The 16081-nt window shown below is 61.2% G+C and carries 17 protein-coding genes; 11 read left to right on the plus strand and 6 right to left on the minus strand.

Annotated features, from left to right (window positions below):
• Positions 1 to 7: 7 nt before the first annotated feature.
• Positions 8 to 994, minus strand: coding sequence for an aldo/keto reductase (locus BSK43_RS13130; protein WP_077470614.1), 987 nt, complete (start codon positions 992 to 994; stop codon positions 8 to 10).
• A gap of 147 nt (positions 995 to 1141) precedes the next feature.
• Here BSK43_RS13130 and BSK43_RS13135 point away from each other — a divergent pair, with 147 nt between their 5' ends.
• The 6 genes from BSK43_RS13135 to larA all read left to right on the plus strand — a co-directional run bounded on the left by BSK43_RS13135 (position 1142) and on the right by larA (position 7079).
• The gene (locus BSK43_RS13135; RefSeq protein ID WP_077470615.1) at positions 1142 to 2353 is read left to right on the plus strand and encodes an ABC transporter substrate-binding protein; all 1212 of its coding nucleotides are present in this window, start codon (positions 1142 to 1144) and stop codon (positions 2351 to 2353) included.
• A gap of 97 nt (positions 2354 to 2450) precedes the next feature.
• A complete protein-coding gene (locus tag BSK43_RS13140) occupies positions 2451 to 3320 on the plus strand; it encodes a branched-chain amino acid ABC transporter permease (RefSeq protein ID WP_077470616.1) in 870 nt (289 codons plus the stop codon).
• 18 nt (positions 3321 to 3338) lie between these two features.
• Positions 3339 to 4346, plus strand: coding sequence for a branched-chain amino acid ABC transporter permease (locus BSK43_RS13145; protein ID WP_077470617.1), 1008 nt, complete (start codon positions 3339 to 3341; stop codon positions 4344 to 4346).
• Positions 4343 to 5065 (plus strand): ABC transporter ATP-binding protein, encoded by a 723-nt coding sequence (locus BSK43_RS13150; RefSeq protein ID WP_068389493.1) that lies wholly within the window; start codon positions 4343 to 4345, stop codon positions 5063 to 5065. The genes BSK43_RS13145 and BSK43_RS13150 overlap by 4 nt, the downstream gene beginning before the upstream one ends.
• The gene (locus tag BSK43_RS13155) at positions 5062 to 5796 is read left to right on the plus strand and encodes an ABC transporter ATP-binding protein (protein ID WP_068389494.1); all 735 of its coding nucleotides are present in this window, start codon (positions 5062 to 5064) and stop codon (positions 5794 to 5796) included. The genes BSK43_RS13150 and BSK43_RS13155 overlap by 4 nt, the downstream gene beginning before the upstream one ends.
• Complete coding sequence (gene larA, locus BSK43_RS13160; RefSeq protein WP_077470618.1) at positions 5793 to 7079, plus strand: nickel-dependent lactate racemase; 1287 nt, start codon at positions 5793 to 5795, stop codon at positions 7077 to 7079. Before BSK43_RS13155 ends, larA begins: the two co-directional genes overlap by 4 nt.
• A gap of 4 nt (positions 7080 to 7083) precedes the next feature.
• Here the strand turns inward: larA and BSK43_RS13165 are convergent, their stop codons facing one another.
• The gene (locus BSK43_RS13165) at positions 7084 to 7830 is read right to left on the minus strand and encodes a FadR/GntR family transcriptional regulator (protein WP_077470692.1); all 747 of its coding nucleotides are present in this window, start codon (positions 7828 to 7830) and stop codon (positions 7084 to 7086) included.
• A 43-nt stretch (positions 7831 to 7873) separates the two neighbouring features.
• Here BSK43_RS13165 and BSK43_RS13170 point away from each other — a divergent pair, with 43 nt between their 5' ends.
• The 4 genes from BSK43_RS13170 to larB are packed head-to-tail and all read left to right on the plus strand — an operon-like array spanning position 7874 to position 11652.
• Positions 7874 to 8866: an NAD(P)-dependent oxidoreductase gene (locus BSK43_RS13170; protein WP_281406634.1), complete on the plus strand. Its 993-nt coding sequence runs from the start codon at positions 7874 to 7876 to the stop codon at positions 8864 to 8866.
• Positions 8867 to 8879: 13 nt separating this feature from the next.
• Positions 8880 to 10196: a LarC family nickel insertion protein gene (locus tag BSK43_RS13175; protein WP_077470620.1), complete on the plus strand. Its 1317-nt coding sequence runs from the start codon at positions 8880 to 8882 to the stop codon at positions 10194 to 10196.
• Positions 10193 to 10990, plus strand: coding sequence for an adenine nucleotide alpha hydrolase (locus BSK43_RS13180; RefSeq protein WP_077470621.1), 798 nt, complete (start codon positions 10193 to 10195; stop codon positions 10988 to 10990). Before BSK43_RS13175 ends, BSK43_RS13180 begins: the two co-directional genes overlap by 4 nt.
• Complete coding sequence (larB, locus tag BSK43_RS13185; RefSeq protein ID WP_077470622.1) at positions 10987 to 11652, plus strand: nickel pincer cofactor biosynthesis protein LarB; 666 nt, start codon at positions 10987 to 10989, stop codon at positions 11650 to 11652. Before BSK43_RS13180 ends, larB begins: the two co-directional genes overlap by 4 nt.
• Positions 11653 to 11688: 36 nt before the next feature.
• Here the strand turns inward: larB and BSK43_RS13190 are convergent, their stop codons facing one another.
• The 4 genes from BSK43_RS13190 to BSK43_RS13205 are packed head-to-tail and all read right to left on the minus strand — an operon-like array spanning position 11689 to position 15494.
• Positions 11689 to 12534, minus strand: coding sequence for a fumarylacetoacetate hydrolase family protein (locus BSK43_RS13190; RefSeq protein ID WP_077470623.1), 846 nt, complete (start codon positions 12532 to 12534; stop codon positions 11689 to 11691).
• 30 nt (positions 12535 to 12564) lie between these two features.
• Complete coding sequence (locus BSK43_RS13195; RefSeq protein WP_077470624.1) at positions 12565 to 13308, minus strand: SDR family oxidoreductase; 744 nt, start codon at positions 13306 to 13308, stop codon at positions 12565 to 12567.
• 17 nt (positions 13309 to 13325) lie between these two features.
• Positions 13326 to 14045, minus strand: coding sequence for a FadR/GntR family transcriptional regulator (locus tag BSK43_RS13200; RefSeq protein WP_077470625.1), 720 nt, complete (start codon positions 14043 to 14045; stop codon positions 13326 to 13328).
• A gap of 3 nt (positions 14046 to 14048) precedes the next feature.
• Entirely contained in the window at positions 14049 to 15494 is a 1446-nt protein-coding gene (locus BSK43_RS13205) for an FAD-binding oxidoreductase (protein ID WP_077470626.1), read from the minus strand.
• Between the two features lie 162 nt (positions 15495 to 15656).
• Between BSK43_RS13205 and gloA the strand changes: the two genes are divergently transcribed.
• Entirely contained in the window at positions 15657 to 16070 is a 414-nt protein-coding gene (gloA, locus tag BSK43_RS13210) for a lactoylglutathione lyase (RefSeq protein WP_068389524.1), read from the plus strand.
• Positions 16071 to 16081: the final 11 nt, after the last annotated feature.

The following is a 16081-nucleotide window of genomic DNA, read 5'->3' on the forward strand; positions in this document are numbered from 1 at the left end:
AATTCTCCTACCAGCGCTGATGGACATATTGCTTGATGTAGGTGTCGTAGATCGACTTGATCTCCTGCATCGCGCCTGCGGAAATTGCCGGAAGGCTTGCGGCTTCGGCATTCGAACTGGCCTGCTGGGGATTGCGGGCGCCGGGAATGGCAACGGTGACAGCGTCAAACATCAGGATCCAGCGAAGCGCAAATTTTGCCATGGTCGTATCGCCCGACACCAGCGGCCGCACCCTCTCCACGGCTTCCAGGCCGACCTCGTAAGGCACGCCCGAGAAGGTCTCACCGACATCGAAGGCCTCGCCATTGCGGTTGAACAGGCGATGATCGTTGGACTCGAACTTGGTGTCCTTCTTGAACTTGCCGGAGAGCAGCCCGCTTGCGAGCGGCACACGCGCGATGATCGCGACCTTCTTTTCCTCGGCCTGCTTGAAGAAATGTTCGATGGGGCGTTGGCGGAAGGCATTGAAGATGATCTGCACGCTGACGACGCCAGGATATTCGATGGCCTTCAGCGCTTCCTCGATCCGCTCGACGCTGACGCCGTAATTGCGGATCTTGCCCTGCTCCACCAGCCGGTCGAGGCGCTCGAACACTTCAGGATGATAGTAGAGATCGGTCGGCGGGCAATGCAGCTGCACGAGATCCAGGCAATCCGTCTCGAGGTTCTTGAGGCTGCGCTCGATCCAGCCGTTGAGATTTTCGCTGCTGTAGCCTTCGACCGATTGCGCGGGAAGGCGTCGACCCGCCTTTGTCGCGATATAGGGGCGCTCGCCGCCCCGCTCCCGCATGACCTTCGCAATCAGGCGCTCTGAATGGCCGTCGCCATAAACGTCAGCCGTATCGATGAAGGTAACACCCGTATCAAGTGCTGCATGAAGCGCAGCCAGCGCCTCTTCGTCATTGACTTCACCCCAGGCGGCGCCAATGGCCCAGGCGCCAAAACCGATCTCGCTCACCTTGCGGCCGGTCCGGCCGAATTCCCTCGTTCGCATCTCTCACTCCCTCGTTTGCTATAGCCGGCAGCGCCGGTTTTCGTCCGGTTGGACTTGCTTGACATTCACAGTCGATCCAATTATCAGAAAACAGGGTTGTACGACAACCCGGTAAGTACGCAAAATCTACACTGGGAGGATGGGATCGTGCGATCAGCGATATTGGGAGGCATTTCTCTTGCGCTTGGCCTCGGCGCGTCGGTGCATCTGGCGCTCGCGGAAGACACAATCAAGATCGGCGTTGTCGCCGCTGAATCCGGGGCTTTCGTCTCGGCCGGCCACACGCTGCCTGCAGGCGTCGGGCTTGCGGTGAAGGAGATCAACGACGCCGGCGGCGTCAAGGTCGGCGACAAGACCTACAAGATCGAGCTGCTGAAGCGTGACGACCGTACGGATATTTCGACGGCGATCGCGGCAACGCAGGAGCTGGTGCGCGACGACAAGGTCGTGGCCATCTTCGGCTCTGAAACGCATGACTTCACGCTTGCGATGACCAAGATCACGCAGCCTGCGAAAGTGCTGCAGATCGCCGGCAACAGCACGCTCGCGAAAATCCTGAATCCACAGTCCGTCGCGCCTGGCGGCGAGGACCATTATCTCTTCCAGTCCGAGCCGCAGGAATTCCAGCGCTCAGGCTCGACCGCCCGCGGTGTATTGGGCCTGCTCACGCCGCTGGTCGGCCATCCATTGAAGAAATCCGTCGTCATCGTCGGCAACGACGCGACCGGGCAATTCCTGACGTCTTACTACGTCAAGGCTTTGAAAGCCGAAGGCCAGGGTGTGCCCGAGGTCATCTCCTATCCGCCTGATACCACCGACTTCTCGCCGTTCCTGACGCGCGCCAAGAGCCTCAATCCGGATGTGGTGCACTTCTGGTACAATGGCGACTCGACGCTCGCCGCGCTGCCGCAGGCTTTGGAACTCGGCGTCGCCCCGAGCTACTTCCTGTTCGGTGTCGATCCCGGCATCTGGAAGCAGCGTGGTCTCAGCGCCGATGTTCCGGTCGCCATGAGCTGCGTGCCGATCTGCTGGGGTGAATCCTCGAACGCCAACGCGAAGACCTATTTCAAGAACTACTTCGCAGCCGGCGCGCCTCAGGGTGTAACCTCTTCGGTCTCCTTGCTCTACTACGACTACGTCCACATGCTGGCCGAAGCCTGGGAGAAGGCCGGTTCGCTTGATCCGGATAAGACGGTCGCGGCCATGGAAACGATCCATCACAAGGGTGTGGTTTCCGACGACCTTTCCTTCAACAAGAGCCATCAGGTGACCCACGCCACGGAAGTCTGCGCGGCGGCACCTGGCGGCGACATCTCCTGCGCCATGCAGCAGCCACCCGCTGAGGCGCCTGCCGAGTAAACTGCCAATGCACTCCCGCCGGTGAGAGGTCACCGGCGGGAGTTTCGTCACAGAAACGGACGGGCATGCAAGGCCTGCGCAACAGCGAGACAGAGCTGTGGACATTCTCTTTCAGCAAATCCTCAACGGTCTATCGATCGCAAGCGTCATCACGCTGATCGCCGTTGGGGTCACCTTGATCTTCGGGCTGACCGGCATCATCAATTTCGCGCATGGCGAATTCCTGATGGTCGGCAGCATCGTGACGTGGCTTGCGGTGCAGGCAGGACTCGGGTTTTTCATCGCACTTGTGCTGGCCGTCGTCGCAGTCGGAGCCATGGGGTTCGTTCTCGAGCGCGGGCTCTTCCGCTTCACGCTCACGCGGCCGACCAATGGCTTCATCGTCTCGCTCGGCCTGATCGTCGTGCTGCAGCACATCGTCATCTTCTTCTACGACCCGAACCAGAAAAGCATTCCGCGCCCGCTGGCGGGCATCTGGAACGTCGGGGGCGTCCGCATTGCGTCCGTCCGCCTGATGGTCATTTTCGTTACGATCGCCGTGGTCGCGCTGACCTTCGCTATGGTCACCCGCAGTCGCTATGGCCGCGCGCTTCGTGCCGCCGTAGATGATCGCGACACGGCCGCACTCATGGGCATTCCGGTCCGTCGCTATATCACCGGTGTTTTCGTTCTCGGCAGTGCACTTGCGGGCCTCGGCGGCGCCCTGCTGATTGCGCTTTTCCCCATCACGCCATTCACCGGCGGCACAATGGTCATGAAGGGCTTTGCCGTGGCGCTTATCGGCGGTCTTGGAAACCTGACAGGTGCTGTCGTTGCCGGCCTCATCCTTGGCATCGTCGAAGGGTTCAGCGCCGGCTATGGCTTCTCCGAATGGACCGACGCCTACTCCTTCGCCCTGATGATCTTGGTGCTGCTCTTCCGCCCGAACGGTCTGTTCGGCGGCACGAGCGGCCCGAAGATGGCCTGAGGCACGAAAGACAAGATCATGAACAATTCGCTTTCGCCCTTTCGTTCCCTCATTCCGGCCCTGATCGTACTTGCCCTGCTGGCGCTGATGCCTGTCCTCGGACCCAGCAACCGAATGCTGTCGCTTGCCATTTCCGCCGGGATCAACATCGTTGCCCTTTATGGCCTTTCCGTCCTCTTCGGGCAGACCGGCATTCTCTCGATGGGCCACGCAGCACTCGTCGGAGTCGGGGCTTATGCAGCGGCAATCCTTGCCCGTGATGCCGGCATCGGCTTCTGGGTGGCGCTTCCGCTCGGTGGGATCTTCGCCGCGATCGCAGCCGTCGTCATCGGCATCCCGTCCCTGCGGGTGAGCGGCCACCACTTCGTCATCATGACCTTTGCCTTCGGGCAGCTGTTGACGATCGTCTTGACCAATGGCGGTGATTATACCGGGGCAGCAACGGGTCTCGACCTGCAGCTACCAGTCAATGTCTTCGGCACGCGCGCCGACGATCTCCTGCCCTATTATTTCATCGTGCTGGTCTTCGTGACGCTGAGTGCCGTCGCGAGCTGGGCCATCATAAACTCGCGCTATGGCCGGAGGCTGCGCGCGATCCGTGAAAACGAAAAGCTTGCCGCTTCGCTCGGCATCAATATCGGCCGTCACAAGATCGGGGCCTTCGTCGTCAGCGGCGTCTTTGCGGGCGTATCGGGTGTCCTGCTCGCCTACTTCCTGCGCCATATCTCGCCCACCCAGTTTGCCTCCTTCCCGAGTATCTATCTGGCGCTCATGGTCATGATCGGCGGGGCAAGGCTGCTGCTTGGTCCGATCGCCGGCGGCATCCTGGTTTCCTTCCTGCCGGAGGTGCTCAACCTCGACCCAGTCGAATCCCGCATCCTCTATGGCGTCTGCCTTATCGCGGTGATCCTGCTATTGCCGAACGGCCTGATTGCCGGCCTCATCGATGGCTGGCAGCGGCTTCTTCGCGGTTCAGGGCGAAAGCAGGCGGTAATCAGCAACCATGCCTCGGAGGCAGGCCGATGAACGCTATTCTCGACATCAAGGGCCTCAAGAAGCAATTCGGCGGCCTGACCGCGCTCTCCGGCGTCGATATCTCGATCGAAGAGGGCGAGATCCTTGGGATCGTCGGCCCGAACGGCTCCGGCAAGACCACGCTCTTCAACGTCATCACCGGCGTCTACAAGCCGACGGACGGCAAGGTCAGCTGGCGCGGCCGCGATATTACCAGCCTCGCCGCCCACGAAATATCGGGCGCCGGCATCGGCTATACCTTTCAGCAGGCGATGGCTTTTCCCGGACTGAGCGTGCACGAAAATGTTCAGATCGCCTGCGAACACGCCCGCAATACCGGTCGCCCCTACCCATGGACGACCCCGGCCGCCCTGCTCGCCTTCGTTGGTCTCACCGCGCTGGCAGACGAAAGAGCCGGCGTACTTCCCTTCGGCAGCCTGCGTCTTCTCGGCATTGCGCTTGCACTGGCGACACGTCCGTCGCTCATCCTGCTCGACGAACCCGCAGCCGGTCTCAACGACAAGGAAACCGCGACGCTGGTCGGTCTCGTCAAACAGTTTCCTGGCCATGGCATCAGCGTCTGCGTCATCGATCACGACATGAAGCTTATGCAGATGCTCTGCAAGCGCCTCGTGGTCCTCGACTTCGGTTCGAAGATCGCGGACGGGCCGACACAGGCCGTGCTTGCGGATCCTAAAGTCCTGGAAGTCTACCTGGGAGGCGCGCTGTGAGCCTGCTGACTGTATCGAATGTCACCACGGGATATGGCGCAACGGTCGTCAACCGCGAGGTTTCGCTGACGCTCGACGAAGGCGAGGTGATCACCATTCTTGGCCCCAACGGCGCTGGAAAATCGACGCTGCTGCGCACCATCGTCGGCCTCGTCAAGCCACGCGCCGGAAGCGTCACGTTCGCAGGCGAAGATCTGACCGGCCGCACGCCGGATATCATGGCCAAGCGCGGCGTGGTGCTGGTGCCGGAGGGACGGCGCATCTTCGCCGACATGACGGTGGAGGAAAATCTTCGCCTCGGCGCCTATGCGCGCCGCGATGCCGATGCAGTCGAAGTCGACGTGAAGACGATGGAGACTTTTTTTCCCATCCTTGCGGCAAAGCGCCAGCAGAAGGGCGGCTCGCTCAGCGGCGGCCAGCAGCAGATGCTCGCTATCGCTCGTGGCCTGATGGCACGACCGCGCGTTCTGCTTCTCGATGAGCCGTCGCTCGGCCTCTCGCCCCTGCTCGTCAAGGAGATCCGAGCCATCATCCTCGATATCGGCAGGACCTTCGGCGCTTCGGTGCTGCTTGTCGAGCAGAATGCCGGGCTGGCGCTATCCGTCGCAACACGGGGCTATCTCATGCAGAACGGCCGTATCGCAACCTCAGGCCCCATCGAGGAGCTGAAGAACATGTCCCTCATGCGCGAGCTTTATCTCGGCGGCGTTGCGGAGCAGGTGTCACCATGAGTGCAATCGCTCTTTCCTACGGCCGCGGCCATCTCGATATTACCCTTCCGGCCGCAGCGCAGCCGACGCTGATCCGCAAACAGGCACTGCCGAAGCTTGGAGACCCCCGCGCTTCGATCGTTGCAGCCCTGGAGTACCCGATCGGTTCAGAGCCGCTCGCGGAGCTGGCCAGGGGAAGGACGAGCGCCTGCATCCTGATCTGCGACATCACGCGCCCTGTGCCGAACGGGCTGTTCCTGCGCCCGATGATCGAAACCATGATCGCCTCCGGCATCGCAAAGGATAAAATCTCGGTGCTTGTCGCAACTGGCCTGCACCGACCGAACCTTGACGAGGAACTTGCCGAACTTGTCGGCGACCCCTGGGTGCTCGCGAATGTGCGGGTGGAGAACCACTATGCCCGGGACGAGGCTGCCCATATCGATCTCGGCTTCACGAAAACTCGCCATACGCCAGTAAAGCTCGACCGGCTCTTCGTGGAGGCCGATCTGCGCATCGCGACCGGTCTTGTCGAGCCGCATTTCATGGCCGGTTGGTCTGGCGGTCGCAAGGTGATCGCGCCCGGCGTCGCTCACCACGAAACCATCCGTACTTTTCACTCTGCCCGTTTCATGGAAGATCCGCTGGCCGTGCAGTGCAACCTCGTCGGCAATCCCCTGCACGAGGAACAGCTCGAGATCGTCCGCATGCTGGGCGATGTCTATGCGCTGAATACCGTTCTGGACGAAGAGCGGGATCTTGTTTGTGTGACCTTCGGCGAGATCATCGCCAGCCATCAGGCGGCTGTCGATTTTGTCAGCGCGGCCACAAGCATCCCCTTCCCCCGGAAGTTCTCCACGGTCGTCACGTCCTCTGCCGGCTATCCACTCGACAAGACCTACTATCAGACGATCAAGGGCATGGTGACGCCGCTCGATATTCTAAAGCCCGGCGGCACGCTGATCATTGCATCCCAATGCTCGGAAGGCTTCGGCTCGGAGGAGTTTCGTGAGGCGCAGTCAAGACTGGTCGAACTGGGTCCCGAACGCTTCCTTGCAACGCTGATGGCCAAGAGCCTTGCCGAGATCGACGAGTGGCAGACGGAGATGCAGCTGAAGTCCATGCGGCTCGGCAAGGTCGAGCTCTATACGACCGGCCTTAGCGGTGATGATCGCCGGCTGACGGGCGTGGACATGATCGACGATCTCACCGGTGCCATAGAGCGCAGCATTGCCAGAAGCGGCGATCCCCACGTTGCCATCATTCCGGAGGGACCCTATGTCGTGCCTCGCTTTGCCGCCTGAGCAATCACTGATGCAGATTGGCGTCGCGGAGCTCTTCGAAGCGGGCCGTGCTCTTCGACAGATGATTGCGCAGCGCCTTGCGGGCTGCCGCTTCGTTGCCGTCCCGGATCGCGTTGAAGATGGCGTGGTGCTCCCGGCGCATGCGGGTGGCGTGCCGCTGTCGCTCGGAAGCGGTCATTCTGTCGAGGCGTGCCCATTGGCGCGGCACCATGGCGGTGCCGAACGTATCGAAAAGTCGGCTGTAATAGGAGTTCTGCGTCGCGACCAGAATGGTGCGATGGAAGGCAAAATCCTCTTCGGCACCATAGCCACCCTCTTCGATTGCCCGGTCAAGCGCATCGAGCCGATCCTGCATGCGGACAATATCCTCCGGCGTGCGCCGCAATGCGGCCAGGCCGGCAGCTTCGTGTTCGATGCCCAGGCGCAGTTCGAGAACCCTGAGAACTTCGTCGATCGATTCCAGGTCATTCGGAATGATGGAGAAGGATCGTGGCATGGGGTCGTTGGAGACGAAAGCGCCGAGCCCCTGCCGGGTGGTGATCAAGCCTTTGGCGCGCAGCGTTGCGAGCGCTTCGCGCACGATGGTCCTGCTGACCCCCGTCGCCTCCATGATCGCCTGTTCGGTCGGCAGCCGCTGGCCGGGCTTGAGGTCGCCGGACTCAATCTGGACGATCAGGCTGTCTGCAAGCCCGCTGCGGAGATTAGGCGTCTGCGGGATGGTGGTGAAAACTGCGTTTTCCCTGTCCTTCATGCTGTCTTGACGTCCATTCTCGCTGTTTGGCGACCGGCCAATGATGTCCTCGTTGCTAACCCATACGAATGGAAAAAGCAAAAGCCTGCCTGACGGTACAACTGAAACTAACCGGGAGCAAAGAATGAAAGAGAAAATCGGATTTATCGGCGTCGGCGCAATGGGCTCCGGCATGGCAGCAAATCTGCTTGCCAAGGGGTGGCTGGTCACCGTGCTTGCATACCGGAAACGCGAAGCCGTGGATCGACTGAAGACGCTCGGTGCGAGTGAGGTTGCAACAGCAAGAGAATTGGCCGAGGCAGCGGATGTCATCGTGCTCTGCGTCACCGGATCGGATCAGGTTCAGCAGCTTCTGTCTGGCCGGGACGGGATTTGCGCCGCCGAAAAGCCGCTGCTTCTGATCGATTGCTCGACCTCCAACCCGGCGATAACGACGAAGCTCGCCGAGGAGCTATTGCAATCGGGAATCATCCTCGTCGATGCGCCCCTGGCACGGACACCGAAGGAAGCTGCCGAGGGAACGCTTGATGTCATGGTCGGCGGCTCGCCGGAAGCGGTTGCCCGCGCCCGTCCGATCCTTGAGGCCTTCTCCTCCCGCATCGTTCAGACGGGTGGCGTCGGCACCGCCCACACGATGAAGCTGCTCAACAATTTCGTTTCGATGGGCTATTCGGCGATCTACTCGGAAGCGCTGATGCTTGCCGCCAAGGCTGGCCTTACGCCACAGGTTTTCGACAGCGTGCTGCGCGGTAGCCGCATGGATTGCGGCTTCTATCAAGCGTTCTTTGAGTTCGTGCTGAACCGCAACGAGAACGCCCAGCGGTTTGCGATGGTCAATGCCCTGAAGGACATGAGCTACCTCGCTTCCTTCGCGCAATCCGTTCAGGCCGCCAATCCTGTCGGGGCGGCCGTCCGCAACAGTTTCGCAGCGGCGGTGGCCGCCGGCAAGGGCGAATCCTTCGTGCCCGCCTTGTCGGACGTCGTTGCCGCCTTGAACGGCGTCTCGTTGACGGAAATGAACGGGCCTGCGGAATAGGTGGGGATCTACCATGCTTGAAGTGCATCTCGATCCGGTCGGAGGCATTGCCGGCGACATGTTCGTCGCGGCACTTTTGGATGTGAGGCCGGATCTCGCGGCAGGGCTGATGGAGGCCCTGTCGCTCTGCCCGCTGCTCGATAAAGTCGGGTTCGAGCTGTCGGATCACAATGATGGCATCCTCACGGGCCGGCGCTTCATCGTTCGCCGGGATGGCCGACGCGCAGAGCTCGATGATAACAATGCGGGACACCATCATCATGGCGGTCACGACCACGACCACGACCATCATCATCATCATCATCATCATCATCATCATCATGGCCACGAACATCATCATCACGATCATTCCGGCCACCATACTCACGCCGACTGGCATTTGATCCGCGAGGCACTGCAGACTTCAAGGCTCGACCGGGAAACCGTGAAGCATGCGGTCGGTATCTTCTCTCGTTTGGCCCAAGCGGAAGCACAAGTGCATGGCGTCGATCCCGAGCAGGTTCGTTTTCACGAGGTCGGTGCGTGGGATTCCATTGCCGACATCGTTGCGGCTGCGTGGCTGATCGCCCGGATCGATGCTTTAAACTGGACGGTGGGCGCGTTGCCGCTCGGCTCGGGCCGTGTGCGCAGCGCCCATGGGCTGCTGCCCGTGCCTGCCCCGGCGACGGCCCTGCTCATGAAAGGGTTCGTGACCATCGACGACGGTATAGCCGGCGAACGTGTGACACCGACCGGCGCAGCCATCCTGCACTATCTCTGTGATCCCACTGACACCGTCCGCAGACCTCGAAGGTTAACCGCCTCCGGCCATGGTTTCGGTACGAAGCGCCTGCCGGGCCTGAGCAACTGCCTCCGCGTGCTCACCTTCGAGACGATCGAAACGTCCATGGCGCACGATCAGGTGGCCGTTCTCGAATGCGAGATCGACGATCAGACCGGCGAAGATCTGGCGCAGGCGATCGATAATTTGCGTGTTCGCAAGGGCGTGCTCGATGTCGTGCAGATGCCCGTGTTCGGCAAGAAGGGCCGGATGATGACCCATCTTCGCATCCTTGCCGACCCTGCCGCCCGCGACGATATCATCCACACTGTTTTCGATGAGACGACGACGATCGGCATCCGGCATTCGCTCGCCGACCGCAGAGTCTTGCCGCGCGAGGCAAGAAATACCGAGTTGGATGGACGGTCGCTTCGCCTCAAGCTCGTCGACCGTCCAGCCGGCCGCACCGTCAAGCTGGAAGCCGACGACCTCACCGACATTGTGGGAAGTGCCGCGCGCACCCGGCTGCGCCGGAGAGCCGAGGCCAGCGTCTTGAAGGACGAGCAATGAGGCAAAGGCTGGAAGACATGCTCTCTTCGCTGGAAACATTGGCTATCGCGGTCAGCGGTGGCGTCGATTCCATGACGCTTGCCGTCATCGCCCATCGGCTGCTCGGCAGGGGACGGGTGACGATGATGCATGCCGTTTCGCCCGCAGTGCCGCCGGAAGCCACGGAGCGCGTGCGTGGTTTTGCTGAGAGCGAGGGCTGGGATCTTCGCATACTCGATGCCGGTGAATTTGCCGACGAGAAATACGTCAGCAATCCCGTCAATCGTTGCTTCTTCTGCAAGGGCAATCTTTACGGCGCCATCAGCCGCCTTTCGGATCGGCAAGTCCTGTCTGGCGCCAATACCGACGATCTCGGGGAATATCGGCCCGGGCTCGATGCCGCCCGCAATCATCAAGTCCGCCATCCCTACCTGGAAGCGGGGATCGACAAGCAGGGCGTGCGCGCGCTCGCCCGCGAACTCGGCCTTGGCGAGCTTGCTGAGTTGCCAGCATCACCTTGTCTTTCCAGCCGTATCGAGACGACGATTGCCATCGACCCGGAGGCGCTGAAGGCAATCCATGCCATCGAGCGCCTGATCGGCGCCGCACTGACACCCCAGACGGTACGCTGTCGCGTGCGGCGGACTGGCGTCGTCATCGAACTCGATCCGCAAAGTCTCGACCGTATAACAGCCGACAGGAAGTCAGACCTCTCTAAAGCGATCGTCGCATTGTTGCCCGAAACTCTTGCTGGCCGCCCGATCGGCTTCCAAGCCTATCGCAATGGCAGCGCTTTCGTCGGAGCAAAGCAATGAGCGGTTCCGACGTCGTTTTCGATTTTGGCCGCTCGGCCCGTATCGGGCTCGATGAGGCGGTGTTCAGCGAAGGCAAGAGCGTTGAGCAGATCGTTTCCATCCTCGCGGATGCACGCGAGCGGAAGGTCGGTCTGCTGCTGACGCGCCTTGATGCGAGTAAGTTCTCAAGCCTGCCGGCGGAACTCGCCGCCGATATCGACTATTGCCCCCTCTCCCGCACAGCTTTCTTCGGGCCGCTGCGGCCGGTCATCGTCACCGGCAAGGTTGCGATCGTCGCTGCCGGCACGTCTGATGCCGGCCTCGCGCGGGAAGCCGCCCGCACGCTCCGCCACGCGGGCGTCGAGGCCAGCCTCATCACCGATGTCGGCGTGGCTGGCCTCTGGCGGCTCATGGACAGGATCGAGGAAATTCGCCGTCATCCGATCGTCATCGCCGTCGCCGGCATGGATGCCGCACTTGCCAGTGTGCTCGGAGGGCTCGTCCCCGGCGTGCTGATCGCCGTCCCGACGTCCGTCGGCTATGGGGCGTCGGAAGGTGGACGTACGGCTCTCAATGCGATGTTGGCAAGCTGTGCTCCAGGGGTGACCGTTTGCAATATCGACAACGGCTACGGTGCGGCGTCTGCTGCCCTGCGCACGCTTTCCATCATGAACACGCATTAGAAGGGGGAGGCGATTGACCGCCTCCCTCCCGCTCAATCAGGCTGCATCGACCGTCAGCTGCGTCTGCTCGCCAAGCCCATCGATTCCGAGCTTGATCGTCTGACCTGCCGTCAGGAAAAGCGGCGGCTTCATGCCGAGGCCGACGCCGGGCGGGGTGCCTGTCGAAATGATGTCGCCGGGCTGCAGGCTCATGAATTGCGAGATGTAGTGGACGAGGAAGGCAACGCCGAAGATCATTGTCTTGGTGGAGCCGTTCTGGCGCATGGTACCGTCAACCGCGAGCCACATCTTCAGGTTCTGCGGATCGGCGATCTCGTCGCGCGTGACCACCCAGGGGCCGATCGGTCCGAAACTATCGGCCGATTTGCCCTTGGTCCATTGGCCGCCGCGCTCGGCCTGGAATTCGCGCTCGGACACGTCATTGATGAGGCAATAGCCGGCAACGTGCTTCAAGGCATCGGCCTCGGAGACATAGCGGGCTTCATCGCCGATCACGATGCCGAGTTCGACTTCCCAGTCGGTCTTTTTCGACTTGCGCGGAATAATGACGTTGTCGTTCGGGCCGGTGATGGCGCTCGTCGCCTTCATGAAGAGGATCGGCTCCTCGGGAATAGCTGCACCCGTCTCGGCGGCATGGTCGGCGTAGTTCAGGCCAACGCAGATGAACTTGCCTGTTCGGGCGACACATGGGCCGAGGCGGCCGGGTTCGGCAACCACGGGCAGGCTCTCGACGTCGATTGCGGCGATCTTTGCCAGGCCGGCCGCAGTGAGATTGACGCCGGCGACATCGTCGATCTGACCGCTGAGGTCCCTGACCTTGCCGTTCTTGTCGAGGATGCCGGGCTTTTCGTGGCCGCGCTGGCCGTATCGGAGAAGCTTCATATTGATTGTCCGCTATCTTGAGTTGGTGTTTTAAGCGTTCGCCCAGCCGCCATCGATGACGACGGCGTTGCCGGTCATGAAGGCCGACTCGTTGCTGGCGAGGTAAACGACGAGTTCGGCGACTTCTTCCGCCGTTCCGAGCCTCCCCATCGGCTGGCGGGCGATAAAACCGGCCCTTGCCTGATCATAGTCGCCAAGCGCGCGCATGCGATCCTGCAGCGAGGGGCTTTCCACCGTGCCGGGGCAGATGGCATTGGCGCGGATGCCCTGGCCGACATAATCGAGTGCGACCGATTTCGTCAGCCCGATGACCGCAGCCTTGGTGGTCCCATAGATGAAACGGTTCGGCGCAGCGATGACGGTCGACGCGACCGATGCCATATTGACGATCGATCCGCCACCCTGTGCGATCATGCCGGGCAGGAAGGCGCGGATCATGCGGTACATCGCGCGGATGTTCAGGTTGACGGAGAAATCGAAAGCATCCTCGTCGCAGTCGAGGATCGAACCGTTATGGACGAAGCCGGCGCAGTTAAAGAGAATATCGGGCGCATCGATTTCGGCTGCGAAATCCTTGATTTCCTCCGCCTTCAAAACGTCGAGCCTTCGCACCGTGACGCCGGCATGGTCGCGAAGCGTGTCCAGCTTTGCCGCATCGATGTCCGTTGCCCAGACGTGGGCGCCCTCCCGCAAAAAGGCCAGTACGGTGGCGCGCCCCATCCCTTGCCCGGCCGCCGTGACGACGGCCGTCTTTCCTTTAAGTCTTCCTGTCATTTCAGATCCTCAGCAGATTATTTGGATTGCTCTTCGGCAAGGCCAACACGGCTTGCCGCGCCGTGGAGGTGGGCACGCATCGCTTCCTGAGCTTCGTCCGCATCCCCGGCTTCGATGGCATCGAGAATACGCTGGTGCTCCCCGAGCGTGACGGCGGCGAGGTCCTCGGAGCGCTGTTGATTGCCTGACGCGAGAATGCTCTCGCGTACCTTCTCCGAGACGAACATCAAAAACTGGACCATGTAGGCATTGTCGGTGGCGGCGGCGACCGTCTTGTGAAATTCGAGGTCGGTCTTCAGCCACATCACGCTTCCGTAGGGTGCTGCCCGCATCGTTGCGAGAGCATCCTTCATGGCGAGAAGATCGTCACCTGTGCGACGCTTTGCGGCGAGAGCCGCCGCCTGGACTTCGAGAATGCCGCGCAGTTCGAAGAGCGACTGGAAGGCACTTGCCTGCTGCAGGGCCTCGAAATCGATCGTCAGAACCGTTGCATTGGGCTCGTCGGCGACGAAGGCGCCACGGCCCTGCTGCGACCAGATCCGGCCTTCGGAGCGCAGCCGCGCGATTGCTTCGCGAACGACGTTGCGGCTGACGCCGAATGTCTGGGCCAGTTGCTGTTCGGTCGGCAACTGGTCGCCGGGCCGCAGCCGCCCCTGTGCGATCTCCCGCGAAATCGAACTCGCGACCAATGTCGAGAGATGCGGTCCTCGATTGACCTTGTCGAGCTTCAGCGTCATTCCCTACCCCCGTACTTCGCTTTCCACGCTTGCCAGTATCCGGCCCTCGCTTAACAGATGCCTCGGATCGAACGCATCCTTGATCCGGCTGGAAAGCTCCAGCGTCAAGGGGTCGGCGCGTTTGAGGAATGCCGCCTGCTTGACGCGGCCGATACCATGCTCCGCGCTGATCGAGCCGCCATGCCTGTCCACGACATCGAAAATCACCTCTTCCGTCGCATGGAACAGGTGGTCGAACTCGGCAGCCGGCATGCCCACCGGCGGAACGATGTTCAGATGAATATTGCCGTCGCCGACATGGCCATAGGTTACGGCAATCGCTTCGGGGTGTTTTTTCGAGAGAGCGTCGAGCGTGTCGGAAACGAAGGCGGCCAGGCTCGATATCGAGACCGAAACATCCGTCCTGAGGTAGCGTCCGCCACGACCCTGCGCCTCGACCATCATCTCCCGCAGCAGCCACAATTTGTCGCTCTGCGCCTTGCTGCTGGCGATGACGCCATCAAGAATGAGATCGGATGCATCCGCGAGAAAGCCTTCCAGCAACGCCCTCAGATCGACCCGTCCGGCCGCCGACGCTTCGATGAGAACGTAGACGGGATAGGCCTCGCTCAAGGGGTCGGGGAGATCGTCTCGTGAATTGATGGCGATCTCGATACCCCCACGCAGAATGAGCTCGAAAGCGGTGAGCAGATCGCTGCATTGGCGGCGCGCCCGCGCGTACAGCTGCATGGCCGCCTCAACGGATTCGAGGCCGACGAGTGCCGTCTCCACCTGTTCCGGTTTCGGGAAAACCTTGAGCGCAACAGCCGTCACAATGCCGAGCGTTCCTTCGCTGCCGATGAAGAGCTGCTTCAGGTCATAGCCGCGATTGTCCTTGCGCAACGTACGCAGGCCATTCCAGATGCGACCGTCGGCAAGCACGACCTCCAGGCCGAGCACGAGATCGCGCGTCATGCCGTAGCGCAGGACGTTGAAGCCGCCGGCATTGGTGGAGACGTTACCACCGATCCGGCAAGTACCCTGTGCACCGAAGGTGATGGGGAGAATACAATCCGCCGCCTCAGCATGCTGCTTGGCGTCCTCAAGAATACAGCCAGCCTCAACAACCATCGCAAAATCGATGGGATTGACGGAACGCACCTTGTTCATCCGCTCCAGCGACACAACGACTTCCCCGCCGGGATAGCTCGGCACGGCTCCACCGACCAGCCCCGTCAATCCGCCCTGTGGCACGACGTGGATCTGATGCTCGTGGCAGCACTTCATAAGCTGGCTTACTTCTGCCGTCGATCGCGGCCGCGCGACCGCCAATGGCCGGCCGTAGTGATCGCCGGACCAATCCCGGCTGTAGCGTCCCATGGCATCCGCATCCGTCAGGAGCATCTCTGCCGGCATCACTGCCGCAAGGGCTGCGAGCGCGCTTTCCTGATGGGGCGAAAGGGCATTCATTCGGTTGCTCCGGGTTAGGTTCGAAAACATCTGGACAACTAGGTCGCTTGCATGGTTATCATACAACATCGGTTTTGAACATCAAGTGCGAGGGCCTGTTCAGCTGCTCCCATTTCACCGAAAACCGATGTGAAAACGATAACTTGCAGGAGGATCCGTATTATGACCGCCACGTCCGGCCAATTTAGAATGATGCACACCATGATCCGCGTATTCGATCTCGACAGGTCGATCAAATTCTACACCGAACTGCTTGGGATGAAGCTTCTGCGCAAGGACGACTATCCGGGCGGAAAGTTCACCAACGCCTTCGTCGGCTATGGTCCGGAGGAGACGGATACGGTCGTCGAGCTGACCTACAACTGGGGTCGTGAAGAGCCCTACGAACTCGGCACGGGCTTCGGCCATCTTGCGCTTGGCGTCAACGATATCTACGCCGTCTGCGCTGCTCTCGAAAAGGAAGGGGCAAAGATCCCGCGTCCCCCCGGCCCGATGCTGCACGGCACGACGCATATCGCCTTCATCGAAGATCCCGATGGCTACAAGATCGAGTTGGTCGGCCTCGACACGATGTAACGATCGTTTAC

This window comes from Rhizobium sp. P44RR-XXIV, assembly GCF_001999485.2.
Lineage (GTDB): Bacteria > Pseudomonadota > Alphaproteobacteria > Rhizobiales > Rhizobiaceae > Rhizobium.

What these genes read in the sequence shown, in the direction of transcription:
- BSK43_RS13130 (WP_077470614.1), bottom strand. Translation starts at nt 994, where the DNA reads ATGCGAACGAGGGAATTCGGCCGGACCGGCCGCAAGGTGAGCGAGATC.
- BSK43_RS13145 (WP_077470617.1), top strand. Translation starts at nt 3,339, where the DNA reads ATGAACAATTCGCTTTCGCCCTTTCGTTCCCTCATTCCGGCCCTGATC.
- BSK43_RS13150 (WP_068389493.1), top strand. Translation starts at nt 4,343, where the DNA reads ATGAACGCTATTCTCGACATCAAGGGCCTCAAGAAGCAATTCGGCGGC.
- larA (WP_077470618.1), top strand. Translation starts at nt 5,793, where the DNA reads ATGAGTGCAATCGCTCTTTCCTACGGCCGCGGCCATCTCGATATTACC.
- BSK43_RS13165 (WP_077470692.1), bottom strand. Translation starts at nt 7,830, where the DNA reads ATGAAGGACAGGGAAAACGCAGTTTTCACCACCATCCCGCAGACGCCT.
- BSK43_RS13170 (WP_281406634.1), top strand. Translation starts at nt 7,874, where the DNA reads ATGTCCTCGTTGCTAACCCATACGAATGGAAAAAGCAAAAGCCTGCCT.
- BSK43_RS13175 (WP_077470620.1), top strand. Translation starts at nt 8,880, where the DNA reads ATGCTTGAAGTGCATCTCGATCCGGTCGGAGGCATTGCCGGCGACATG.
- BSK43_RS13180 (WP_077470621.1), top strand. Translation starts at nt 10,193, where the DNA reads ATGAGGCAAAGGCTGGAAGACATGCTCTCTTCGCTGGAAACATTGGCT.
- larB (WP_077470622.1), top strand. Translation starts at nt 10,987, where the DNA reads ATGAGCGGTTCCGACGTCGTTTTCGATTTTGGCCGCTCGGCCCGTATC.
- BSK43_RS13190 (WP_077470623.1), bottom strand. Translation starts at nt 12,534, where the DNA reads ATGAAGCTTCTCCGATACGGCCAGCGCGGCCACGAAAAGCCCGGCATC.
- BSK43_RS13195 (WP_077470624.1), bottom strand. Translation starts at nt 13,308, where the DNA reads ATGACAGGAAGACTTAAAGGAAAGACGGCCGTCGTCACGGCGGCCGGG.
- BSK43_RS13200 (WP_077470625.1), bottom strand. Translation starts at nt 14,045, where the DNA reads ATGACGCTGAAGCTCGACAAGGTCAATCGAGGACCGCATCTCTCGACA.
- BSK43_RS13205 (WP_077470626.1), bottom strand. Translation starts at nt 15,494, where the DNA reads ATGAATGCCCTTTCGCCCCATCAGGAAAGCGCGCTCGCAGCCCTTGCG.
- gloA (WP_068389524.1), top strand. Translation starts at nt 15,657, where the DNA reads ATGACCGCCACGTCCGGCCAATTTAGAATGATGCACACCATGATCCGC.